This window comes from Mesorhizobium sp. M0663, from assembly GCF_040320585.1.
Taxonomy (GTDB): domain Bacteria; phylum Pseudomonadota; class Alphaproteobacteria; order Rhizobiales; family Rhizobiaceae; genus Mesorhizobium.
This window is the reverse complement of sequence record NZ_JAMYPX010000050.1, coordinates 1-26,872: the sequence shown is the minus strand read 5'-3', so window position 1 is coordinate 26,872 and position 26,872 is coordinate 1. Positions and strand designations below refer to the sequence as shown.

Genomic DNA, 26,872 nt, shown 5'->3' with positions numbered 1-26,872 from the left:
AAAGTTCGAAACCAGCCGACAGACCATCATGCGAGTCAGAGACGACAGTTCACGTTCCGTTCGACCTTAGCGTATGATTTCGAGCAGCTCTTGTTCTGACCCCTAACTGTTCTCGATCGTGCCGTGTCAGATCCAGAGGTCCCAACCCTCACCGCGGTCATCGACCCCACTGAAGACTTACCCTGCGCAGCCGTTGAGGCGATTAATAGCCGGGCGGTGTTCAACTCGGGGAGAGACAGCCGGCACCTACTTACTTGGTGCTGAGTGCGCGAAGGATGCGGTTCTGACCGCTCTGCAATCACGAAGCCATTGGCTCTTTTCGGCTCACGGGGCATTCGACCCTGTCGACGTGCGCAGGTCAGGGTTGCACTTGGCCGGAGGTGAGTTTCTTTCTCTCGATGACCTGTTCACACTCACTGATCTCAAACCGCCGCGGTTGGTGATGCTGTCCTCATGTGACACGGGCCACCATATGGTTGGATCGGCCGCGGACGAGTTCATTGGCCTGCCGCTCGGGTTTCTGCAATTGGGCGCGGGGGCTGTTCTGGCCACGCGCTGGCCCGTGAGTGACGTGGCGACGGCGCTCTTCGTATCCGCTTTCATGACGAGTCATATATTGAATCGGAATCGTCCTGCGTTCGCCCTTCAAGACGGGCAACATTGGGTGCGCGAGGCAACCGTCGAGCTGCTGCGGCCCATAGTGGCCGGCTTTATTGCCGACAACATTCCGCCAGCGACTCGCTCAGCGCTTCAAGAATTTGATCGTACGCTTGCCGGCATGGATCCATCGTCGAAGGTATTTAGCCACCCCTACTATTGGGGTGGCTTCGTTATCTACGGCGCCTAAGTACGAAGCGCTCGTGGTCACTACGGATGAACCTGAACAGCTGGCACCCGAGCTATCGTGCGTGTTCTCAACGCTATTGGCATTTTCGGAACGACGTCGGTGAGTTGGGGCACACCTTCCTCCATAGCTGCGCTAGCTCTTCCACCTCGTCGCGGTCAAACCTATTGAATGGCAGTTTTTGACATCAATCTCTGCTCTTGCGTGGATTTACCTGTATGCCCCAAACACGAACCAAAAAACTAATATGGCAATGACAGTCAATTTGTGCCGCATGAAACCACTCGGAAGAATATCGCTGGGTTAGAACCGTGGCCGACACCGGGTAGCAAACTGGCTTTCCGGGATGGAGTGTGAAGATGAAAAAAGCGAATCCTAAATCTGAAATTAACCTCGACTCGTTCTCTCTGACCAGCTTCATGGAGCACGGCGTCACAAGAGCGCGAATGCTTCCCTTGATCGTGTATATCGAAGAACATGGTGACCTAGTATACCTATCGACTGAGGATGAATCGACAGTGTACCAAGTGCCGAGAGATTCCATCCGAATCCTATCGGAGGCCTACCAGACTATTCTTGATAATGGAAAGAGACGTCGGTACTATCGGATTGAGGTTGACAGGTCGGCGCCGTGTTTGGAAATGCATTCCGGTTCCGCAGGGCAGCTACTCGAAAATCTAGACAAAACCTCTGCGAAGTATCTTGCTCGCACACTTCAAGTGAAAATTGAATTCAACGCAAATGGCGAAGGGCTTTTGACCTACGGAAATAAGAAAATAGCCTGCCTTGGAAAGCCCAATTTGAGCTACCCGCGCGATCTTACGGTTCAGAATATAGAGGGGGTTCAATATCAGGGCGACTACAAAAATGCGTACAAATTCAAGATATGGATAAGCAGTGAGTTCAACAACGCTGAAATGCCATGGGCTGTAAAAATTTGGGGTCAAAAAGGCATCTTCATCCACGAGGGACCGGATACCCTTGCGGACAATGGCGGGCCCAGCCAAGGCTGCATTCATCTCGGACCTCCAAATGCCAAGGATTTCTATGATTGGATTACCGGACAAACTCGGATTCAAATCTCCTACCCTTGGTCCACTCAAGCAGAGCCGGCAGTCTGACCGGCGATAGGTCGTAGGGGAAAGCGCTATTTCGAAGCCAGTTGTTGCAGGGGAATCTTTTCAGCGCCAGCGCCACGTTCGACAAAGCGATCTTCGACCCCCGGCGGAGCAGCCCGACTATACCTGGCAAACAGGTGCACCACCGCATTGAATTGATAGACCCGTATATACGTCCACAGCGCACGACGCGCATTGTTGGGCAAATGACCGATCTTGTCGTCGGGGCGGGCAATCTCTCCCACAAGCGTCAGCCAGTACGAAAACAGCCCCCCGAAATCGCGCACGCTGATTACACCGTTGGCAATCAGATGTTCGATCGATTCCAACTGCGTAAGAAAGCCGTCAAAAGCGGCACGTATAGCCCGATCCTTGCCGGTAAACGGCTCTTGTCTGGTAGAATTGTCCTTCAGTTCATCTGGTGAGTTTACCCAATGCTTTGCCAAGGCGGCGGGCAATTCAGGTGTCACCACCTCTCCAAAGGCGGCAAGCTGAGCCCGTCCTTGGTCGAGAAGCTGCATCGCGAAACGCACATTTTCGTCAGCATAGAACTCCTTCATGTGCTTGACGGCCATGACGGCGCGCTCGCGTCTTCGCGCCCGCTTCGCTTCTTCGCTATTCATCCGATACTGGTAAAGACCGATTGCCAGCCCGGCCGCCGTCAGGGCGAGTCCTATGAACGGTGCTGCGTTCGCATCCGGCATCTGTCGCCTTTTAACCGTCGGCTTCGCCGCTTCCCGGTGTGGTCTTGTACACCTTGGTGCCGAGATAGGTCGCGTGGCTGACCAACAATACCGCGGTGAACGCCGCGCCCGGGTCCGGCAGGTGGACGAGCCCGGTCAAGATACTGTCCGGAGCAATCGCGCGAAGCTGTTCGGTCAGCATCGCGAAATACCCAAGCACGAGGGTGACCGTCAACACGACGTTTTGCAGTCTCGAGATGTCGACATATGCCGAATCCGCCACCTGCTCGCCCATGAATACATCGGCAATCGATGCCTCGGTCGGATCATCGCGCGCATCAAGTGCCGTAGATGGTGCTGCAAGAAAGGAGCCGCGATCCGAGAAATCCTTTGTGTCTCTCTTCGATGCCCCTATCGTCGTCACATCTTCCAGTCCTCTGGAATTAAGAATGAGTGCTGAAATCATCGGTGAGGCGAAGGCGATGCCGAGCGCCGCGGCAATCGACGCCGGTATCTGCGGGAACGACGTTGGTGCTCCCAGTCCGACATTGAACAGCGCGATCGTCGCGAAGCCTCCAAGCGCAACGATTGTCCACAGCGTCACCTGCGCACGCGCAAGCGATACGCGGTTGCGCTCATCGATCCAGATGCCGTCAACCCGCCCCTTGGTCCCGAGGCCGAGCGCAATGGCGAGCCCCGCGATCCCAAGCGTGGCGCAAAACAACTGCAGCAGGATCGATCTGGTCCCGGCAACGTTCTTGACGCCTATAATCGTCGCGACCACGCTGTCGAGGAAGCTGGTTTGCGCCTTGATGGGTACGAGATTTCCCGCGCTGCGCGCGATCAACTCGCATGAGGCCGCGTCGTTGGCAGTGGTGGCCGCATCGGCATCGGTTTTTGTATCGTCGGGCGGTGCCGCTATCCCGACGTTCAGGCACTTGCGGATCAGCTGGATTGCCTCGCCAACCTTGTCTCCGAACTCCTTTACGTCATTTTTAGCCTCAGTGGACGCTGGTGCATCGTCGACGGGACTTTGCGACTCTGATGTAGCCTGTGGATTTGATGCCGGTGCCGCCGGCGCTGCCGTTTTGACCGTGGCCGGAATGACGTACTTTCCGCTACCGTCCTCAAGAAAGCTGCAAGCACGGCGCTTCCAGTTCGGGAAAAGTTTCTGGTCGCTGACACAAATGTCGGCCAGATTGCGGACGATGTCGTACTGGAAGCCGGTGCTCGACATCTGCCAGCGGACTGTGCCGTCTATTCGTCCCGTCCCGGTTGCCAGAATGCAGCCAAGGACAAAGAGGATCGACGCGGCAATCCCAATGACCCATGCGGCAATGCGCATTTTCCGCGGCACGGTCCACGTCCTGATCGTCAGACCGGTCAAACTGTAGGAAGAGACGTAGCCCAATCGGCCGTCGGCAGGTGGGTCCACCATTTCGAACAGCCGGTAGCGCAAGCCAGCTTTGCTGGAAAACTCTCCTGCTTGCCGCGTGCTCTCCTGAAAAATCCACGAGGGCGGCGCGCGGCCGGCGTCACTGGGATCGAACAACGGCCTGCTGTTGGCGTCGATCTGCCACAAAGCAGCTTGTTGCGGCAAAGCCGGTCCGTCGTACTTTTCCTCGACGACCTTTTTGACGACCATCTTCATGCGCGTGTAGTTGTCCGCCTCATCGGCGTTGACCAAGGGTCCTGCCCGCTTCATTTGACCGAGCAGACCGCGCGGTCGCGCATTTTTCGCGATGAAGGTTAGGACGGACCAAAGCCGGTCCTGCGCCTTGTCGGGCTCATTACCTTGAGCGGTCAGTCCGCTCGCTTCGCCCCAAACAAACGATGGAAACAATTCAACATCATTAACAGCCATCGGCTTTCCCCCGAGCGATCGACTAATGTCGACCGTATCCCACCGCAGCACTTTGCTTACTAGCCAAGCATTATGATGTATGATTAGATAAATTTTGCAATCAAAACGTAAACTAATTTTTTCGAATCTCGCTCGGCGGCCTTTGGAGGTGTGTAAAGGGCCTATACGGAGTCGTCGAATAAATCGAGGAAGCTAAGCCGCAGTAATTTTCGATTTTTTCGACCTGTTCATTTTCGGGGGGGGGCGTGTCGCGAAGACCATGAAGGCATTCGGCGGTAACCTGTCTGGCGGGTTGGCTTGGGAGCTCTTTCTTGAGGGAGGCATAACGGACGGAGCGTCCGGAAAGATATTTGAGTACGACGCCACGGGCGCGCCGGAAAAACTAAATCGTGCTGTGCTGCAGGTTACGAAGATCCTCGTCCGGGCGGGAGGGACTGACCGGATCGTCATTGAGCTGGCCAAGGCCATCGACATCCCTGCTGGACTGATCAACGCGCCTAATAACGGGTTTCGCCCGGAGGCCGAACTCCAGGACGAGATCAACAAGGCGCTGACTGCCACCAAGACAAATCTTGTGCGGCAGTTTGCTGCGCTGTTGCAGGAAGCCGAGCGACGCCTGCAGGTCGTAGAGATCAGGGTGTCGGACGAAGCGAAGTTTCTCGCTATCGATGCACCATTCGGAACCGGCAAGGCCTTTGCCGGCGGCTCGATCAAGTTAAGGTTGTTCGCTGAAAACTCGCTTGAGCAGAACCCGCTACAGATCAAGTTTGGCGGCAGATGCGAGGTTGCCGGTACAGCGCTGCTGGCTATCGGTCCGGTTACGCGCGCGGTCGCGATGGTCTGCATTGTCGAGATGAATGCCGGTGCGACCGTCCGCATCGATGTCGATGATTTCAACATCAGTCTTCCTGAATTCGAGCTGCCGTCGCTCGAGCTGCCGTCCATTCCGCTGAAACTGAAGGGCGACCTGAACGACCTGAAGGGACTTGCGGGCGCGTTTCAGCGGCTCGTAAAGAAAGTTGACGCGGCGAACATCGAGGCCAGCTTCAAACAGGATCCGGCACCTGGAGCGGGCGAGGAAGCACGGCTGGCGTTGCGCGCAAGGCCGGGCCAACCCGGCGGCATCGACTGGGCTGTCGTACTGCATGATTTTGTCGATGGCGACTGGGTCGACGGCCAGATCGAGGCAAAACTCGCCAAGTTCAAGGCAACCGTCAAGCAGGTCGGCGGCACGACGGTGGCCACGTTCGACGCGATTCGGGTTGCCCGCACGGCAACCAAGATGATCATCGATGGCAACATTGCGGTGAACGCTCCACTGCAGGTCAAGGACAACAAGTCGCGCTTGGGACCGTTGGAAGTGTCCTGGGAAGGGCTCGCTGTCGCGCCGTCGGTATCGACTGGTGACAAGTCGTTGTGGGTCGACGTGAGTTTCCACCGCCTCCTCGTTCGCGTGCACGACGACCCCACTGCCTTTCTCGCCTTCTCCGGAAAGCTGAAGCTTTCCCCCAAGGGGGTCCAGGTCACGGAATTGCATCTAGTCGAGCCGTATCCGATTGAGTTGATCGCCAACACGGCCGCGGCTGTCGCACGCGAGGCGGCTCCAGTCGTCAAAGTCATTTTCAATCTCGTCGCCTCCGCTGCGAAGCAGACCGAAGAAATCATCATTATTCTCGGAAAGATGGCGGCCGCAGTCGCGCAGGCGGCCGTGCTGGTTGCCGGAGAGATCATCGACAGCGTTGCCGACCTGGTGACCAAGACGCTATCGGGAATTGCGGAACTGATTGCCGCGGCGCTGAAGGCGCTCGCGAAACTAGGTAAGGATACGCCGAATTTCATCGTCGAAATACGGATCGCGACCGATCCGATCGAGCTCAGGCAGGTCCTCATCACCTTGCCGCCGGTGGCGGAGCCGGCGCCGGCCACCCGCAAGAAGATTGCGGGCGGCGTACTCGGCGTGCAGGTCGAAATCGAAAACGGCTGGCAGCCTGGGCTCCTGATCGATTTCGTCAGCCAGCCCGGCGCCTATCTGACGTTAACGCATGATGTCTCAGCCCCTGGCTCGAAGCTGACAGCGGCAACGATATCGACCGATCTTTGGCTGAAGCGCGAAGAAGCCGGAGCCAGCACGACGACCCCGATCCGCGATGCCGACAAGCAGAAGGGCGATCGCGCCGAGAAGCCGCTGCTCGGTGTCAGCTTGAATCTTCTGGATAGCGCAAATGCCGGCAGTCTCATGGTGGTTATTGCGGGGCTCAGTCGCGGCAAGCCGGTTTTCTTTGAATGGCTTGATGGAGAGGCAACGAAGCTCCCGCTGCCGGTACCAGTCCCCAATATCAAGGCCATGACCGCGCCCGGCGCGTTCGTGTTCAAGCCGATCAAGGAGAAGTTCGACATCTCGGTCGAATTCGACAAGGACCGCATCCTGCCGCTGCTCGGTATGGGCGAGCCGGGAGAGGAAGAATCAAGCGCTCCGGGCGATCAGAGCTTTCTCGCAAAGCTGCAAAATTCGCTGTCGAATGTCATCTGGGTCAAGGACACCAGGACAAAAGCCGAAATCGACAAGCGTTCCGCTGAAGTCGATCTCATCCTCGGTCTTAAGGCTGCCGGCGTCGAGACCGAGGTCACGCTGAAGACCATTCTCGACCTCAACAATTTCGATGTGAAAATTGAGGCCGGTAAGCTGTTTCCGATCGTGTCGCGGCGAATCGAGGAGCATGCGCTCGGCCTGGTCTGGGTCGTCGAGCAGAAGGACAAGGACGAACGACTCGCGGACAAACCGGTCGAGATGTTCCAGCTCGGCTTCGCGGGCGGGCAAACCGGCTTCGAGCTCAATACAACGAATGCGCGGATGGAGCTGCGCTTTGATGGTCTGTCTTCCGACGGAAAGGGCGTGGTCTTCGACGTCGAGGTATTCAAGATCAGCGCCGGAGGCCTCGACGTGAAGGCGAAAGTCCGCGACACGGCGGTGCAAATGAACGGCATCAACGTGCCGTTTCGATTTACCGCAGGATCACTGGAGATCAGGGGTGGCCGGCTGGTCTCCGCGTCGATTGCCGGACGGGGTTCGCTGCCGCCGAAGCTGATCGGCGAAGCCGACTGCACGATAGCCCTGACGTTCGGCGAAGATGCCAATGAGGGCATCGTACTGCAATCGGGAAAGGTCGAGCTCGACAAGAAAGGCGATCCGATCGTCTGTCATGCGTCGCGTTTCACGCTGACGATCACCGACCTCGACATCGCCTTCGTCAAGGACAACGGTTATCACTTCTACTACCTCGTCACCGGATCGCTTCGGTTCACACCGAAATCGGGCGAGTTCGAGAGCGGACTGCTGCAGTTCCTCGATGGCGTGGAGATGAACCTCGAGCGCACGCCGCTATCGGCAGATCCCCGGGTTCTGATCAAGCACATCTCATTCCAGAAGTCGCTCAATCCGAAGAAGACCTTCAATCTATTCAATCTCTTCACCTTCGAGATCCGGGGCTTTGGCTATCATCCGGCGTCTCCGAAGTTCGGAGGGGATCCGGCCGTAAACGTATCCGGCCAGATCAAGTTCGTCGAAATCGGCGACGTCATGCAGCCGAATATTGACTTCCATGGTTTGTGGATTGCGCCGCCTGCCAAGGGTCAGTCGCTCCCTCGCATCAGGGCGGACGGACTCGGCATCGAGCTCAACCTCAAGGGAGCCATCCACGTGCGCGGCTCCGTGCTGGCGGTCGACCCGGGCACCACCGTGGAAGGGACCGAGCTGGCTCCGCCAGGTTATGACACCTACGGCTTTCTCGGCGAAGGCGAGCTGGAGATTCCGGGTTGGGGCAATCTTGCCACGAGTCTCGGCTTTCTCGAGCTGGAACGGCAGGATCATCCGGGTGAGCGGCGCAAGTCTTTCTTCTTCTATGCGGAGAAGCGCCAGATGTCGGTCGAAATACCGGCAGTCGTCTGGACCTTCTATCTGCGCGAGGTCGGCTTCGGCTTTGGCTTCCGCTACACGCTCGAAGCGCTTGCCGCCGCCGACCGCGCGCCGTCGATTCCGAAGCTGATCAGCGCGCTCGACGATATCTCGAAACGGCAGGGCGACCTGCACAAATTTTCCGCTTGGCGCCCGGAAGTCGAGGGCGATCATGTCACGCTGGCGCTAAAGGGAGCGATCCAGGCCTATCCCGCGGAGAAAAGCTGGAACGTCGAGGCGGAAGAAGCGGCGCAAAACCCGTTCCTGTTCGATCTGGTCGCCGCCATTCGTTCCGACTTCACGCTGTTCATGGGTCTGCGCGGCTGGCTCGGCACCAACTACATCGACTACCTCAACGACAAGGACAAGCTGCGGTCCAATCCCGGCCTGCGCGGTTACCTCTACATTTCAGCGCCGCACAAGCGGCTGCTCGCGCGTGCCATCGGCGACAGCAAAGGTTACATTGGGGATCGCATTCCAGCGCTGGCCAAATCCGGCGGCTCCGAGCCCCCGCTGCGCAGGGCGCTGCGCTCGATCGACTGGTCCGTCACGCTGTTCATCAAGCCTGGCCTGTTCCATTACGAGATGGGCTGGCCCGACCAGCTCGTCGTCCGCCTGATCGACGAACCCAACATGCGCGTCACCGTGCGTGGTGGCATGATCTTCCGCGCCGCCGATGACGGGTTGCTGTGGGGCTACAACATCGAAGCGGATGCGTTCTTCCGCTTCGGCGGATCGTTGCAGATCGGCCCCATCGGCATCGCCGGCGAAGCGTCGCTCGATGCACATCTGGTGGCACGCGTCATCTGCTATCTGTCCTGGCGTATCAAGGGATCGCTGATCTACGGCCTGATTGCACTGGATGCGGCGCTGGCGATCTCGATTCGCGCCTGGCTGGAAGTCGATCTCGGCTTCAAGACCTTCACCATACGCATCAGCTTCTCGCGGTCGCTGCAGTTGTCGGCCTCGGTCGAGATGGTGATCTCGACCGAGGGTGTTGGCGCCCAGGTGCATGCGCGCGTGGCCATTTCGGCATTCGGCTGCACGCTGTCGGTCAGCATCGGCTTCACGCTTGGCGGCTCGCAACTGGCGGAAGCTCGCGCCCGGGTGCAGCGCTTCATGGCGATGTCGATCACCGCCGAGGAACCCGATGCCGCGCCGGCGGTCAGTAGCCACACCGGCGACAAACGCATCGAGAGCGACGCGGAGTTCGCCGAGGCCCCGGCGATGGCGCCGTCGCCGGAACAAGTGGTCAAGCCAGGTTTGCCTGGATTGCCCGCCTCCCAGTTCCGCTCGCAATACGGCAGGGAAATGCTTCAGACGGACTTCTGGCTGATTATGCACGAGGCAAAGAAGAACATTGGCGGCAAGCAGGCGCCGGATGGTCATGCTTACGCGCTGCTTGTGCCTCGAGAGCCCGCGATCGATCCGATACAGGAAAAGACACGCGCCGCCTTCTACGCGGCGCCGACCGAGTTCGACGATGTCGATCCGAGCGCGCGCTCAGAGACGAAAGCGGTCTATCGCCTGAAATTCCCCCCTAGTTGGAGCGCGCCTTCCGTTAAGCGTTGGGATAGCAGGCACGGGGAGGTTGGGGTCGACCCGGCGCAACCTGAGATCAGCGTAAGATGGAATAGTCAGGTACCGAGTGAGCAGGCCACCGCTCCTGAAGAGCCTAGTCCGAAGTTTACTCTCGCTCAGATGTTCGACGAGTGTTTCCTCTCCGACACCGAATGGCGACCGGATCCTGCCCCTCCCTATCGGATAACGACCAAATGGCTCGAACCTTACCCGCGTAAGCATGGCCGGGCGGACGATCCTATTGGTGCGACTGAACAGGAGCGGATCGCTGAGCGCGATACGGCACAGCGAGCTCGTCTTGCGACCGCTCTGCGAAATCCGGTTGTTGAGGCTGTCCATCAGACGCGTTCGACAGTCCTCTCGATGTTCCTGGAGCAATTTGTCTCGCTTTGCGAGACCGGACCCCGGAATGAAACATATGCTCATGTCACCGATCTTGGCCTGATTTTTTTTGGCAAGGTCGAAGACCTCAAAGAGCTCGCGCACCTCAAGATTGAGAAGCTGGAGAAGGGTGTACCAACCGATCCTGGCGACATCACGGTCTTCAACGCCCGCGAGACTTGGTTCGACCTACAGGATCCCATTCTCGCATCGGGCCGCTCCACAGTGGCAGCAGACGGGATCAAGCTCGACTGGCGGCTGCAGTTGGCGGGGTCCGGCACCGACGATGATCCCGAGCAATTTCTGGACCACTACGAGATCAGGCGCACCCTCGAAGGGCAGGAATTCACGCCGCGAATCGTCAAGGTCAAGCCGGCGGCCACGATCGGCGGATGGGATGACAATGGCAAGGTTACCCTCCTGCGTCCGGATTGGCAATTCACCGACGATCTCGCGGACATCTCCGCCGAGCTGCGCGCCGCGCTGCTCCCGGTGCGCGACGAATCGCTGGCGCTGCAAGCGGCGATCAACTGGGCCAACTTGATCGGAGATGACGACTCCATATCCGTCACCTACACGGTGACACCTGTCGACATTGCCGGCACGCGTGGCTTGCCGAAGAGCTTCCTCGTCGACGTCAGGAAGCCGCAACCTCCGATCCGGCCGGCGGAAGCCGAATTGCGGTTCGTGGTCACCAGGATGGGACAAGACGACGGCAAGCCTTGGACTGCGCAGACCGCGCCCAAGGACAGCGTTGGGGTGGTGATCGCCCTGCGCGATCCATTCCGCGAACGAGATCCAAAGGATCCGAAGGATTCGGAAAAGGGGTTTATCAGCCCGACCATTCGCGTGGTTCGCAACTATCGGTTGATCGCCGATCCGGAATCGATCCGCCCCTCCGGACATTATGGCACTGACGGCCTGACAGATCGCCGGCTGGGGCCGCCGTCAGGCGTGGGACCCACGGCCGACGAACTGGTTTGGATATTGAATTCCAGGGACAAGGATGTCCCGAACAACAATGCGACGCATCTTTTCAATGAGGGCAAGGCCCTTTTCCGCGACATCCGCGGCCGCGATGGGAAGATCCCCAACGACACTGACGTCGACTCGCTCGAACCAGACCGCGACACTATCGCCAAATTCCCGCTATGGAGGCGGCTCGCCGGCAAGACCTTGCTAGAACCTGTCGACGACGAAAAGAATGTGCCGCTGGCCGCGCCACTGAGAAGGCCAAAGTCCGAAGATGGCTTCGATGTGAGGGACCCGCAGGGTATTGGCGTCGAGACCCTGTTTCTTGACAGCCTCTGGCGACGCGAGAACGCCAACCAGGAACGAATCGCGACGCGCTTCTCGCTAGAGACGTTCCATACGGTGACGGACTACGCGGACCCGAAAAAGCCGAAACATCTGGCGATCTTCAATTCGAAGCGAACGCCCGTTGCGATCGAAGTGCGGGTCGAGCCGCTCTCTCGCGAGGCTTCGAATCAGGACATTGGCCTGATGCGGCCGGAAGCATTCGAGTGGCCTGTGCATCTCGACATGCCGCCGCATCAGCCCGGGCAGATCCGGGCCGAATCCGGTTTTGCCCGCTTCCGCGTTCCGCCGGACGACACGACTGGCGCCCTGAAAGATCTTATCGAGGGCGCGAAGCCGGCGCTCGTGCGCGACGCCGAGAGGCGCGTGCTGACGCAGATTTCGTTCGCTGCGTCCTCCGGATTCGATAAGAACTCATCGACCGGCATCGACGAGATCCACCGGACGGCGGTTGCCGGCTACGATGTGCATGAGCTCGATCTCGATGATCTGGCGCGGCTCGATACCAGCACGGTAGAGCTAACAGACAACGCCAAGACCTGGCGGCAGGCGCGCCGGGTCGCCCGCGTCGAAAGGGTTTCGCCTGAAATGGCACGGCTGATGCCGGACCACAACAGGGACTGGCAGGGCTGGCAAGCGCATTATCCTAGCGAAACCTGGCGACTGCTAAATCGTGGCCAAGGCCGCAGCGGGCAATCGCAACCGATCCGCGCGCCGTGGTATTCCGCGGCGGAATCGACGTTGCATTTCGCAGAGCGCACGCCGCGCATTCGGCTGATGCCGACCGCGCCGGAAGGCGCGATTACCGACTTGATGCGGAATGGGCGGCCCTTGAGTCTGCAGGTGCGGTTGGTCGCCGGGCCCAACAGCCGTGCGGAAAGGACGCTGCTTTCCATCGCACCCACTGTCGATGAGGCGCTGGCGGAATGCGAATGGATATGGACTCCGCTGACACGTAGCATTGCTCCGGATGAATTCATCTTTTCCCCCCACGTGGGCCACTGCGAGGTTCGATATGAGGGAGGCGACCACCGGTTTTCGCCCAGATCAATTCGTGAAGCGTTGCTCGGATTTGGGTGGAAGGCATCGCCGGCTGTTGCTGATAAATTCATGGCTGACCGCAATGCGCTCGACGGCCTGGCCGTTGAGATCTGCGGTAAGACCATCGTACACGGCACGCCGATCGAGACCGGAAAATGTGTCGAACCGCTTAGTCTCAATACGTTCCGTCATCCTTTGCTCGAAGAGGTTGTCGGCGAGCTCGAATACGCCGCGACGAGCAATGCGCTGTACCGGCGCTATGTGGTGACACCCCAGTCGGTTCAGCCCGGCGATGCCAAGGATCTGGCGGGTTTCCTCTCCGCGACCGTCGCGGAGAAGGATCCCTACGGCTGGGCTGCGCTGCAACAGCTTGGTCTTGCGGTGACGCTGAGGCTCTATGACCGCGACCAGGATCGTTTCGTTCCGCCAGGCGAACTGCTCGCGCTTATTGATCCAGTGATGTGCGAGACCGCGAAGCGCTACCGTGACGCCCTCGGCGTAGAGAAAGCCGGACAGCCCTTCGTCGAGGTGCTGCTCAAGCCCGGCAGCGATCGGGTGGCGGGTCCGTTCAACGCCGTGCTCTTGAACGCGAATGTGGAAGACGAAACGGCTGGCCTGAAGCTCGACGACGATGGCCTTGCGATGGCGCAACTGTCGCTGCGGCCGCGGCCGGAGAAGTTCTGGACATATTATCTGGTCGAGATGGGTTGGACCAAGGCCAACTGGCCGTCGGCGCAAATCGCGGCCGGACACCCACTCAAGGACAAGACAGACGGCGAGAGCGGCGACCCGGAGATATGGAAAACCATCAGCATCGCCGGTTATGATCTGTACTTCGAGAACAAGGCCGACCAACAAACATTGGAGGTGCGGCGCTCGGTCGACGGCAGGATCGTAGAGGTGAGACCGGCGGACCCGGCGTCCGAGCCCGCCAGCATGCAGGCTATCTCCTGGCCTAAAGCGCGGACACTTTCGAGCAAGCTTGATCCAACTCTTAGTCTGCTTTTCCGCGTGCCGGAGGGTGCGACGATCGATTTGGGCGCCATGCTCAAGGTGAGGGCGAGAATTGTAATCACGACGGCGGCAACGGCCGGCGGCAAGCCCATCGCCACGTCAGAAGAGCTTTGCGCGTTCGACAAGCTGAAGGAAACCATTCTCGAGAAGAGAAAGGAATTCACGCCAACGCCTGTCGAGCCCACCGATTTTCCTGCCGCGCCTTTCACAAGCGTCAATGGCGACGTGCCAGTGCCGGTTGAACTCGATTCTCCCGCTGCCAGAAAGGGGATGGTCCGCTCGCCGTTCGAACTGTTCGGGGAAATCAAGGCCGATGTCTGGTCGGCAAAGGCGGCAGAGGAAGATCCGCCCGCCAACTTTGAACCTGGCACGCCGCATTGGACGTCAGCCAGCGTCGCGGCCTTCGAGTCGTTGTGGCACAATCTGCGGTCGGCCTTGCCCGACTTTGTTTGGCCCGTGAAGGTTTCTCAAGGGCAGTTCTTGAAACCTACCTACAACGACTACCAGCAGGTGATGGGCGCATACCTCAGTTGGTCGCAGCGCTTCCTCGATCATGGCGCAGTGCCAGTCAAGGCGCCGGTACTTCCTTACGCCCTGGCTGCGCCGATCAAGGCGCAGCCATGGCACCTTGCCGCCGGTTCGGACGGCATGCTCACCCTAACGTTCCTTCATGCCGATCGTTGGGCTCACGCGCGCGCCTATGCCGTGCGGCCGACACCACGCTATCAAAACCTGGCGCTCGGTGCCGGCTATTACGGCGACAAGCAGGACAGCGAGCGGCTGGTGACCGACGGCCTCGTCGTCGCGGACAGATTCAAGAAGCCGATCGGTTATGCGCTTGCGGTATCGCCGCGCACGGAAAGGATCGAGCCTCCGGTCATCCTCGGCTCTCGGCTGACGGCCAGGAAAGACGGCGACAAGAAGGAAATATGGGAACTGGTCGTCGCGCGCCACGGCGAGGAGGCGCTGGCCTTCTCCAACCGGTCGCTGTTTGCCCGGCTGGGCACCGAAGGAACGGCTTTGACCTTTGCGCGCGAATATCGCGACCGCGACTGGCCGGATCGGCTCAGAGAGGCGAAGGGGCAGGACGTCTGGCCCGACGTGGAACTGTATCCGAAGCGATCGGTTGGTCCGCTCGGACGGCCTTTGGGCGACAACGAGATCAACGACGCGACGCTTGGCGAAGTTGCGGATATCTATCCGTCGCTGTGGAAGGGTGCCGACATCTGGCGCATCGATGAATTGCCGCCCCACTATCGGGTCGCCGCGCTGGCCGTCGCGCGCGCCGGCCTCGTTGTCTCCAATGTGGTGTCGGCCATGCAAGATGAAATGCCACGCCGGAACTTGCGGGGCCGTGACAATCTCGAGCTGCTCGATCATCCCGCCATCGTCGTTAAGCGGGATGATGCCGACGAGAAGTCCACCATCCGCGTCGAGGGCCTGCGGCTCATCTCGCACGCCGACGTGACGGTGGAGGGGGCATGGCCGTGGATTGCTACCGACCCCCAGGAGGCAAAGGCGCGCAAGGACGTGGTCTGGTGGCCCGATCCTTACGTGACCTACGCCTTGCTGCGTCATGGCGCGGCCACGGCGGAAAGCGCGCCAGGCGAGAAGGCGACCCTCGAAGAAGAGGATGCCGTAGTGCATTTAGTGGCGCGGCCCGATGGACAGGCCGACCTGGGCGCTACGGCGGTTCCTATCGTCGTGCGCTGCCGCGGACCTCGATTCGAGCCCCAAACGGACAAGACAAAGCGCCCGTCAGGATTGCCCGAGGTTACAACGCGCGAAATGGAGAAAACGTTCGGAACGGTCAAAGCCGGACGCGAATTCCACCTGGCGTTCTCTCTGGCCCCGCGCGCGGACGGCCTGATCCAGGAGCAAACCGCGCGCCATGTTCTGAAGGACGGTGACGGTGATATTGTCCGCAAGGCCTTCAATGGCAAGGCGAAGGCATTTGCGCTGTTGCGCGCCGAGTGGCGGCTGACGCTGACACTCGGGTTCGCCGCATTGCCCGACGTTGCCGCCGTCAAGAAGCGGTTCGCCGACGCCCGAGACGTTCTCATCACTGCCGCTAACTCCCTTGACGCGTCGGAAGACAACGTCCATCTGGCCAACGCTCTGAGGGGCATGGCCGCCAATCTGGAGACCGAAGCCCACGCGCTCTCGGACGCTGGGCCGCTGCCCGATCTCACGCGGCTGAGCCGTGATCGCGGCACGATGCTGGCGTTGGCTGAAACCGTCAATCTGCCGTCGATCGTCACGCCGCTGCCACTGTTGCTCAAGATCGAACCCACCGGTGCGGAGATACTGGCCGTCTATGACCTTCCGACAAAGGAAGAGGCTGAAGCCGTCCTGGCGCTGGATCAGCATCCGTTCGGCAAGAAGGGGGGCACATTGTGGCGGTTGTGTCGCGACCGGCTGTTTGGTGCTGCGGAAGGTTTCAAGATCCGCGCGGTCGACCGGCGGAACGCCATTGACATGCCGAGGAGCGGGCCGAAGGCCGAGGCGCACAAGTGGCAAGCCATCGGTGAAATCGACATCGACGTGACACCACCTGACTGGGCCGATTTTGCGAGTGAGGGTTAGGCATGAGCGACCTGATCAGCGATAACAGTCAGCCGCAACTCCGCAAGGTGACGTTGGCGGGCGATGCCAAGCGTCACCCCGAGCAGAAGACGCAGCGTGACGCGCAATTTTTCTGGGTGCTTTCGGCGGCGGCGCCCTATTTCGGGCGGCAGCACACCTTCGACAAATTCAACAAGCCGAGCGGCGTCAACGCAGATCATGTCTATCCGCTTCGAGTGCTCGCCGCGGACCCGCCTCGCGCCGGAAACGCAGGCGGTCCTCCCTGGCGCCGGCCGCGTCTGATCGACCTTCATCTTCTAGTCGGCGCCACCAACGACGCCTATACCGAACACGAAGACGATGTCGACCGTGTCGACCGCCTGATCCTCTCGTTCTCGAAAACGTCCCGCGTCGAGGTGCGGGCGCGTAAGGGGGCCTTGCTTCAAACCTTCCCCGAAGAGGACGAGCCGCTAGCGGCCGGCGTCGGGCATAAGGCTCCATTCGTTCGCACCGTCGCCGAACCCCTAGCGGTCGACGATGATCAGTGGCCGCAGTTCAGCGATACCTCCGAGGTCATTCCAGTGCCGCCGCTGCGGTTGGTGGCTGGGCGCGTCGGCCTGCGAGTCGCCCTCGTCGACGCCAATGGCCATACGACAAGCGAGTTGGCCTGGCTCAGGAAGCTCGGTATTCAATCGAAAAAGGAAGGCAAGGCGGACTGGGCTCGCATCTGGCTGATGCCGGACGGCATCGAATTCGACGCGGTCTTCGACGCCTTTCCTGGTTCGAGCGGGCAGAAGCTACCTGGGAGGGTGCGGCTCTCGACGGACGATGACGGCAAATTTTATCTGAACCTGCTCTCTGCCGCGGTCGGATTGGAAGAACAATGGCGCAACGCATGGACTAGGATCACGCCTGCGGTTCGCGACAACCGCGAGGATGATCTGCTGGGGTTAAAGTTCGCCGCGCTACACGACGGCAGCATCCCCGGCGTCCGCTGGCCGGTGAAGATGCAGAGCGGCATCCCCGGCGGGCTCGACCCGATGCAAATACCCCAACGCGCGCTGCGCGTGGAATTGGTTAGCCCCAGCGAAAACGGTGACATCGATGGTGTCGCGTCGCTCGCGACAGGCTGGGTCGTGGCCGCAGAAGACGGCGACAAGGTGACCTTCAAGTTCGGCTCCGAACCCACGGCGACGGCGCCGTCGGCCTTGAAGATTTCCTGCTTGCCCAAGTCAATCGAAGCGAATTTCGGTGTGATTGATCCGCTCGGCGTCCACGTCGACCAGCTCGCTGCCGATCTTCGGGCCGCCTATGGCCTGCAAGAACCGCCTGTCGTGCCCTCGGTGGACAATGGAACTGCTGCCGGAGCCGCCTTCGCGCGACCGTTGCTTCCCGCATTCGTGCCGTTGGCGGACGGTTGGCTGCAACTGCCGGTACCGAACCTTGGCCCGCGCGATACCACTCAGGATATCAAACTGACGGTGACGCCGCGGCAGGAACATAAGACGTCAATGTTCGGCGATGGCTTCTTCCGCTTGAAGCGTCTTGGACTGCCCGCCGGCGTGCTTACCGTCGGAAGCCAATTCGGCTCGGGCTCTCAAGCGCCCTGGGCCGTTACTATCGCCGAGCCCACGGCACTTCATGGCATCGTCGAGATCCTGCCGGGCAAGGATCCCGATTTGCTAGCCGGCGTGCCTGCTGCGGGACTCCTGGCTAAGGCCGCTATTTCCGTCGACGGCTTCAGTTTGTCCACCCGCGGGCTGGTTTGGATGTCGGCGGACCGACCGGACGCGTTTGAGGCATTGCCTCGGCTCGGCGCCGGGCCTGGCTCCTTCATCGACCTCGCCTTCGAAAGCGGCTCCACCGATCTCATCCAGGTCAGTGTCTCCGGTCTCACGATCAAGGCGACGCGCAACGATGACCAACAATCCAAGTCGGATCCGATGGAGGTGGAGGGCGTAGATCTGGCTATCGATTTCAATGTGAAGGGCGATCGCTGGATCGGCGAGCTCCTCAGACCAAAGGAGGCGCGGGCCGCATTGCGTGCGGCGGTGGCCGTCGTCGACGGCAAGGATGCCGCCGAAGCCGTGGAGCGTTCGTTTGACACCGGCAACGAGACACTCCCGTGGTCCCCGGTCGTCTGGCGGCGTCACCACGCGATTCCCCTTGCAGCCGCGATGCCGATGACGCGTGCTGCGGCCGGCGCGGTGAGACCGCTCGAGAGCCGTGATCTGATCCCGTTCGTGCTTGAAACCAAAGCCGCCGCTCCCAACTGGCGGAGGCTCGCAAGACTCCGTATTTCCAGCGGCAATCCGTTTGCCGGATTGAGCGACGCCGGCTTGCACTACAAGCTTGCCAGTTCCTGGCCAAAAGAGCCCGGCGACGACGCCAACGGTAATCCTGATCGCGGCATTGCTTTCGCGGCGCTCGGTTTGCCCGGTGTCGAACTGCGGCCGATTCCCGATTCCAGCCCTCATAACGCTATTCCGTATCAGGCTTCGCTTCGCTTCGATCTACCGGCTCTCGACGAAGCCTTTGCGACCGCGCCATTGCCGCCGCAGCCGGGCGGGCCCGCAAGCAATGATGAGCGCGAAATGCAGCCGCCGAAGCCGGTCGCAACTGCGCTCGACTGGCCGCTTCTCGCCGAGCTATGGGGAGACCAGGAACGAAAGCATCAGAATTCGCGCGTCGCCGACAGCTACATGATGTCGTTCAAGCCGGTTGACCTTGAAGCCGCCCAATCGAAGGTCGACGTGAAGACGCTCGTTAAGGGATTGTCCTGGGGCGGCGTCAGCATCCAGGTCGGCACCAAACCCGTAGCGGGCAAGCTGCCCTATGGCAGCCTGTCGATCGACGGTGGTGAAGCTCTGTCGGGAAACAACGTGCTCAAGGGTCTCGAAGGCGATTTCACGCCGAATCTGGAAACCAAACAGTTATTGAAGAACGGCGGTCCGCTTAAAGTGCTGGGGTTCAGTCCGGGCACGTTCAAATCAGAATCCGGGCACGGCGGCGCTGACGACTATTTCGATCTCGACAATCGCCTGACCGGAATCAAGCTGCCCGCAGCAAATCCCGTCGGTGTCTTGTCGCGACCGGTGATGCTGCCGGACAAGAAGAACTTGCGTCAGGTCTCGCTGCTGGCGCCGGTCGCCGTCAAGATAAACGTGCCAGGCCAGGACGTTCCCCAGCAGAAGTTTCTATTCTGGTTCAAGGATATCTTGTTCGAGAATGACGAGGCGGTGATTGGCGCGAAGGACGGCTCCATCGCCTTTGACGTCTGGAACGATGCGGAGAAGTTAGCCGGCGCCGGGTTCGAGTGGCGGCTGGTCCCTTCGCTAGCAACCGATGCCGAAGCGGCGTTCCGGCTCGGACGCAACCAGATGCCGTTCTTTGGTTTCCGGCTCGAGCCGCTACGGCTCACGGCCCTTTGGCTCAAGAATGACAAGGTCGAGAAGGCCTCGATCTTGTGCCGTCTCACCCTTGGCGAACCGGAGCGCTCGCCCGATCCGGCCCTCAACCTGGTGAAACTGAATCTCACCTTGAATCTTGATGGGGAAACTCTTGACGCCAGCTTTGAAAACACCCCGGAAGAATCCCCGCTGCGGTTTTCGTTCGTCGTCGCGGACGCACCGGACATGGGGCGGCGTGTCGCCGTCGAGTGCCGCATCGCGTCCGACGACGGTCTCGCTTCGCTCTCCCACCTGAAGGTGAGTCGGTTTGCAATCGTAATCGCTGACGTCGATGTCGCGTTCTCAACCGCCAAGATATCCTTCGCATTGCGCACGGGAGAGACCGGAGTCGAAACCGTTAGCTTCACGGCCGACCGGGCAAATCAGCCGATCCCCCCCGGCGCGGGCCGCTTGCGGATCGCCCACGCAGAACTCACCGCAGGTCTCGAGCTCCGCGCCGATCCGGCTCGGCTGCTCTCGAACGATCCGAACCTTGAGCTGAAATATGCCGTCGAAATAGTGCCGCGTGCCGAGAGCATGACGTCGGCGACCGGCATGCTCAGCTTCGAGCGGACCTATGCCGGTGGCAGCCTGAGCATCTTCGGATGGCAGGCCAGCTTGCCGAAAGGCGCAATCCGCGAGGGCGACGGCGCACTCGTATTGGCAGTGACGGCGGAGCCGATTGTCGATACCGCGTGGCACGCTTCGCTCGGCCTGGTAGCGCGGCTGAAAAAGGCAGTGACCGACCCGAATGCCCCCGATCAGGAGCAGGCCAAGGCGGCTATCGAAGGTACGGCTGAACTTTTGTTTGGCCACTGCGAAGCCGATCTCGCACCGGCGGCTGGCGACGCGACAATCGTGCTTGGGACAGGGATCGAGGCCAAGAACGCGAAGTTGAGATTCACACTGTCGAATGCCGGCACGAGAGATTCAGATTTCTGGAAGGGCACCGCGACGGTTTCTGGCACGGTGACGGCGAAAAATTCGATCAACTGGCCATCCATCGCCTGGAAGTCGCCGGCAACCATTCCTCTGCCGGGCGAGCCAAAGGAAAATAACGGGAGGGTCACGGTCACACCCCGGCAGGCGGCCGATGCGACAGCGCATACCATTAGCTGGATATTCTCGGATCATCGACTGGATCTGGCGCTAGCCGCTTCGCTCGCCGAAAAATCCAATACCGCCCTCTGGACCACGCTTGTCACCGCTCGCCACGAACTCAGCCGTGGCGACAAGACATTGAAATGGGCCGGGGTGGAGACCATCGCAGTCGGATATCCGGCGGCGATGATCCCGAAGATTCCGGCTGACCTAAGCAAAGACTCCACGACATTTGCGGCACGCTACAAGGGCCAGATCAAGAACAGCGAGTATGTCGTGACCAAAGAGCCCGGCATGCACAGGCCCGGTCTCGGAGCGGTCGCCACCGTTCTTCAGGGCGCGCTCGGCACAGCGTTTCGCACGGCGTTCTGGAAGCACCCAAGCGAAGGTTTGATGGTGACGGGAGGCTTCCTCGGCGTGCTGCGGTCCGGCGCCGCAACCGCCGCGCCGCTGCTGCGCCTGCCCGTGTTGGCAGGACTGGGCGCTGGCAAGATCGGACAAACCGTGCCGGCCCTCGGCATCGAACTCTCATGGACCGACGGACCGGCGGCTCGGCTTCTGGCGCTGGGCAGACGTGGAGCTCCATCGCCCGCCGATACCACACTGGACGCACTGCGTGCCGCAGCGTTGGCTGGGTCTCTGCCATTGCCGCCTTCGCGCGATGGCGAAAGTTGGGACGATCCGGCCGGCGCGATTCTGGTCGAGCAGAGCTTTCTCAACGACGATCTGGCTGGCGCAACGCTCGAGACTACGCCGTTCTTTCTGGCTTCCGCCGTAGCGGTGGAACGCATGTTCGGGCAACCATCGCTTCCAGGCCAGATGGAATCGCTGTCGCTAGTCGCGGCCGCATCGATCTTGCGGAAGAAAGGGAAGATTTCGGGATCGCTGTCAATCGCCGCCGCACTGGCGTTGCGTGACAAGGATTTGTCACCGTCGCCGATGAAGCTGCTTCCGTGTTTCGCGTTGGTCGGGGAACGCCTCTTCGTTTCCGATTGGACAGGCCTGTCCCCGAGCGAAAGCGATACAACGTGGATTCCGACGCTAAACGGCCTTGCTGTTGCACGCGACAGCAATCCGCGCGCCGCCTTCGTCGCGATGTCACCGGCTGCCGATGCGGTTACCGCGCAGTACTTCCCCTATGCTTTTCCGCCGGCGATACTCGATGAACCGCCAATCCCGGCGACGCCGGACGCCTCGTTCGCCGACCATGGCCGCGGTCCGGTCGCGGATCCCGCCGACGAGGAACCATTGCGTTGGCTCGCGCCGGTGGTGGAGGGAGCCGGCAAGCCCATTCGCGACTACGATGACGTCAAGGACATGGGCTCCGGCCTGGCCGGACTGACGCGCCGCGCCCGACTTCCCGCCCACACCGGTGCGGCGCTCAACCTCATGGATGAAAATGCCAATGACGATTTCGTCTGGCTGTCGCAGACGCAAGTGCCGATTTATCTCCCGCTGCAGACCACAAACCTCAAGGGCCCGCCGATCGGTTGGCTTACGCCAGCGACACCGCTGGCTCGGTTGCCGGCCAGTGCCGACGTGTTGCAGGCAATGCGCGCCAGCAGCGGCGACGACGGCGCGGCTCCGGCTGGCCGGAGCCGCGAGGTTCAGCCATTTCTGCCGCAGGAGCTGAGCGCTGCGTCCGTCGGCGAACGCGCCGGCATCATGACCGCGCGGCGCGTACGCCTGCTCAGCGGGCTCGCCACAATCGCTATGTTCGATCCCATGTATTCGCGTTTCGGCCGGCCCGCCCAGGGTGGCTCTTCCTTGGCGCGCCAGCTCAGGACGCCGCGGCCGGCGCGGTTGCCCGCCAACACTGGCAATGCGCTGAAGGACCGCCGGATCGAGGCCTCGTCGGTGGATCCCATGAGCCCGTTCGCAACGGTCATCGGCTCGGCCGATATCGTCGAGGGCGTCAGAGTTGGCGGCGAGCATGGCTATGGTGCATGGTCGATAAGCGTGATTGCAGCGCCCGAGTGGGAGAGCACGGTCGCCGATATATGGGATGGCACCGTCAGCCTCGTGTGCCGGATGTTCGTCGTCTCCGACGCTGCGCCTACCCCAGCGCCCCGCGATCTGCTTGGACAAGCGTTGATTGATGGGACGGCAGGTAAGCTCGAGACGCGCGGCATTCTCCGTATCGGAAATGCGGCTATCCCATTTTCGCATGCAAGCTTCGGGACGGTAAACGGCTGGACCGAGTATCCGATGGCCCCGAAAAAGACCTTCTACGCCGACGTCGAAGTCATCCTCATTCTAAAAGGCTCGACCCGCCGGGTTGCGAATTCGGATATCGCGGCAGCTTTTTCCGCTCCTGGACCGCTGCCTGCGGTCGAAGTTCAGTGGACCGTTCATCCCTCGTCGCTGCGAGAGGCCAGCCTTGTAAAGGATGGCGAATTGCCGCTCACGATTGCCAATCCAGCGCAGCCGGAGCTTGCGCGAGGCGCCGACCGCGCACCCATCACGCTGCGCATGCCGCTTTATCCGGTCACCGCGATACGCGGCGCGTTGCCGCTCACGCCGGCGACAATGCTATTCGCTGATCCCGCCTACGACAGAGATCTCGCTGGCCCGCCAGCCGGCGACGGCAGGAGGCTTGAACTCACCGAGGATGCGAGGAAGCGTCTGCCCGCCGGACGCGGCGATCTTAAGCTCGTGCTGACGGCGGACCGCGGGCAACTCAATCGTCTTGGCACGGTCACCTTCATGCTCGACGTGCGCTTCGACCGGCCGATGGACGATATCGCGCAAGCGATTGCCGAGAAGGCTAAAGCCGTTCCGGGCGGTGATCTCACGCGAGATCAGAATGAGGCTGTTGCCACGATGCGTCTAGAATTGCAGCCGAAGAGCGGGCCGTCACGGTCGCTGCGTTTCGGCAAGGACAAGGTCGAACTCAAGCTCGGGGATGTCTACGAGCTGCCGCTTTCCGCTGTCACTGAAGCCGACGGGGCGCCCGCGAGGCTGTCGGCTGGCGACATCCTCGTGATGGAAACAGCCCTAAAAGACAGCGCGGCCACGGCCGTTCTCTGGCACTCGGCCAGCGGGAAAGAAACTGACCTGATCGATCTGCTGCCAGAGCCACCAACGGATTCAAAGGCGCCGAAAAATATACCGTCGTGCAGCCTGCGCTTTGTGCTGACCGACGATCCCGTAATCGAACCACCACCGGCGCTTTATGCCGCATTGCTGCGCACCGGGTCTGGAGCGTCCTCGCGACTGTCGGTGCCCTTGCATGCCCAATCGCCACTGCCGTGGCGGGTCGATCTAGCCGATCCGGCACGCGACTTTCGGCAAGGCATGATGCGCCGTCACGCAACGTTCGTCTGGACGCTGGTGCGGCCGCGGGCTGATTTCACGAACGAGTGCATCTATGTCATCAAGGCCGACCGAAACGGACAGACCTACTTGCCGGAACGCGAGAGCGAGTTCCTCAAGCCCCGCGGTTAATTGATCCGCGTGTGCACTCACTTGATCCGATCCAGAAATCCGCGTCCAGTCAACCCTCGGTCAGCGAGATTAGCTACAATCGGGATGAGTTCACGAATGCACATGAGACGCCGGAGAGGGGGCTTCTAATGAAGCCGCGTCCGGGTTGGCTGTGAAGGGAAGACCTTAGCCCTTGGGGCGGGCGAGATGGCATCATCAGACTTGGACACGACTGTTTGGCAGGATCTGGTCACATTCTCAGCACATCTGCCCGACAATGCTGGATTGCGCACCCAGCCGATATTGGCCGGGCCCACGTAAGCCCTTCTTTTGCTGCAGATTACAGCGTCCCGCACTGCATTTTATGCGACTGGAAACGACAAATGGAGAACATATGTCACACCGATCACGGCGCGTGCATGCATCTCCCAACGCGAGGGAAACCAGTGGAAGTTTGAAGAGAATGGTGGAAGGGTTGGCGGGGAGCAAGCTCAGAATGCAATTTGCCTTCGACTCCCTGATGTCAAACGGCAAACGCAAGCCGGTTGTCGGCAATCCGGATGCGGGGGTTTGCTCTTGCAGCGGCCAGGACCAACAAATCCGGTTTCGTCATCAAGCTCGATGGCGTCGGTCACCCCTTCAATTTCAACTGGCTGTTCTCGCCAACCGACGATTCCCTGCCCGCCATCGGCGTTCGCCCGACTAGCTTGAACAGGATGGTTGAGGCGCAGGCTCGCATCGTTAGCGTATCACATCATCCAATCCGATCATCTGGTAGCTGTGGGTTCGTTCAGAGGAGAAGGGAAATCGTGGAAATACGTGAGACAGCCGTCGACCGAACGGCAGGCTTCGAGTCTTTTGTTGAGCACATGTATCTGGATACAAAAGGCAAGGTGACAGTTGGTTATGGAAATATGCTGCCGAACGCGGCGGCGGCGGCTGCGGTGCCTTTCACGAAGGCCGCGGGGGGAACGACGAGCAAGAAGGAGATCCAAGACGAATGGAAGCTTGTCAGTACCAAAGAGATCGGGCATTCGGCGGGCTACTATAAGCAATTCACCAAGCTGGTAGTGTCGGAAATCGATGCGAAAACGGATCTGAGAATGAAACTCGCCGACGCTGCAGCAGACCTGGAGAAACGGTTCCCGCAGCTCAATACATATCCCGATGACGCCCAGGATGCCCTGCTCGACATGATGTTCAATATCGGGCTAACCAAGTTTACCGAAAGTAACTGGCCCATTCTGTTCGCCGCAATTAAGGCCGAAAATTGGAGCAGCGCTGCGACCCATTGCAATCGCCCAGATGTGCCAAAAGAGAGAAATGACGCGATCAGGGCGCTTTTCGAAAGTGCTGCCGCCTTCATACCGGTACCTTTTCCGCTTGGCTCGATCGCTTCAATTGTCGCACAGCAAATAACGACAATAGATCAAATGGTTGCCAGGCGCCGGCACAGCGAAGGCCTTCTTGGGAGCGGCTTACGAGGCCTTGAGATCGAAATCTCCGATCAGCGCTACTCCATTAGGGTCAGGCTGGATATCTAGAAATTAAGTGGAGTGATTTTGCTAAGGCGCGGTCCCAGGCTGGACCTCTGCGGCAGCAGACAGCCGAGATCAATATCGCTGCGCCAGACGACGACTCCCTCGTCGTGAGGGCATGCTCGTTCGAACGAAGACTGTGTTGACGGAAAAACGCCGGTGAATACAGATCAGGCCGAACGGCCGGCTCTCCGATTGTCGCTCGTGATTTTTCAGAGATGAGACTTAAAGCCGAGCGCTCAAGCGCGTATGCGGCGTGCCAAGCTCAGTCGAAATAGCCCAACGATTAGCGACCGACTCAATTCCCCGCCGCTGGCCGATCCGCCGATCCCTGTGGCGAGATCCTACTCTCACTCAAACGTGAGTAACATCACCCTGCTTGATTAGTCGCAAAACCCCGGGGGATACGTTTCTAAAACCAATGCTGTAATCTTCGTACAGTCCAAGCGATGGCAAATGCACACTGGTCCACCCAGCTGCTGTGTTTGGATGGCGAGATATCTTAACGATCGTACCGCTCCGATTCGCGAATAGCCACTCGAACACTCCTTGGTTTTCAAACTCGACATCTACGCTCTCGGGCCGAGTGAACACAGTCTTCTGCTGAATCCAAAGTTCGTTTCTGAACTCACCACGACCGAAATGTGTAACAGGCATGGGCCTCCCTCCAGTTAGCGAAACGTGACCGCTTCGATGCATTCTAATCACCTAAGCTTAAGTCAAACTTCGCTCCGCCCGCAAGGGCGTAGAAGTGAAAGTCCGGCTCGGCATAACGCTTCCCGATTTGTCCCCCGCCTGCGGGTCGATCGACATCGAAACATCTAGCTGTCACTTGGCAGTTAACTGTGCGAGTGCGGCTGTTTCGCTCGTATCGGGAGGGTCGGATACTCAATTAACTTCTGTGGTTGCCGTCCGTTGCGCAAGTAGTGTCTGACCCTTTTTGACGTGTGATCGAGTGCGGTCTTCTGTCAGGCCTTTATTTACGGCACTTTCAGAAG

The 26,872-nt window shown here is 60.1% G+C and carries 7 protein-coding genes; 5 read left to right on the top strand and 2 right to left on the bottom strand.

What is annotated here, in order from left to right; translation table 11 throughout:
* The first annotated feature begins 118 nt into the window (after positions 1-118).
* Positions 119-847 carry a CHAT domain-containing protein gene (locus tag NKI54_RS34100; RefSeq protein ID WP_352694198.1) on the top strand — a complete coding sequence of 243 codons (729 nt, stop codon included), beginning with the start codon at positions 119-121 and terminating at the stop codon, positions 845-847.
* 356 nt (positions 848-1,203) lie between these two features.
* Positions 1,204-1,965 carry a L,D-transpeptidase gene (locus NKI54_RS34095; RefSeq protein WP_352694197.1) on the top strand — a complete coding sequence of 254 codons (762 nt, stop codon included), beginning with the start codon at positions 1,204-1,206 and terminating at the stop codon, positions 1,963-1,965.
* Positions 1,966-1,991: 26 nt separating this feature from the next.
* On the opposite strand, the gene NKI54_RS34090 is transcribed toward NKI54_RS34095, so the two are convergent.
* Both NKI54_RS34090 and NKI54_RS34085 read right to left on the bottom strand, forming a co-directional pair.
* Complete coding sequence (locus tag NKI54_RS34090) at positions 1,992-2,666, bottom strand: hypothetical protein (RefSeq protein WP_352694195.1); 675 nt, start codon at positions 2,664-2,666, stop codon at positions 1,992-1,994.
* 10 nt (positions 2,667-2,676) lie between these two features.
* Entirely contained in the window at positions 2,677-4,509 is a 1,833-nt protein-coding gene (locus tag NKI54_RS34085) for a hypothetical protein (protein WP_352694193.1), read from the bottom strand.
* 394 nt (positions 4,510-4,903) lie between these two features.
* On the opposite strand from NKI54_RS34085, the gene NKI54_RS34080 reads away from it, so the two are divergent.
* The 3 genes from NKI54_RS34080 to NKI54_RS34070 all read left to right on the top strand — a co-directional run bounded on the left by NKI54_RS34080 (position 4,904) and on the right by NKI54_RS34070 (position 25,880).
* Entirely contained in the window at positions 4,904-16,381 is an 11,478-nt protein-coding gene (locus tag NKI54_RS34080) for a hypothetical protein (protein ID WP_352694191.1), read from the top strand.
* A gap of 2 nt (positions 16,382-16,383) precedes the next feature.
* Positions 16,384-24,357 carry a hypothetical protein gene (locus NKI54_RS34075; RefSeq protein ID WP_352694189.1) on the top strand — a complete coding sequence of 2,658 codons (7,974 nt, stop codon included), beginning with the start codon at positions 16,384-16,386 and terminating at the stop codon, positions 24,355-24,357.
* A gap of 539 nt (positions 24,358-24,896) precedes the next feature.
* A complete protein-coding gene (locus tag NKI54_RS34070) occupies positions 24,897-25,880 on the top strand; it encodes a glycoside hydrolase family protein (RefSeq protein WP_352694187.1) in 984 nt (327 codons plus the stop codon).
* Positions 25,881-26,872: the final 992 nt, after the last annotated feature.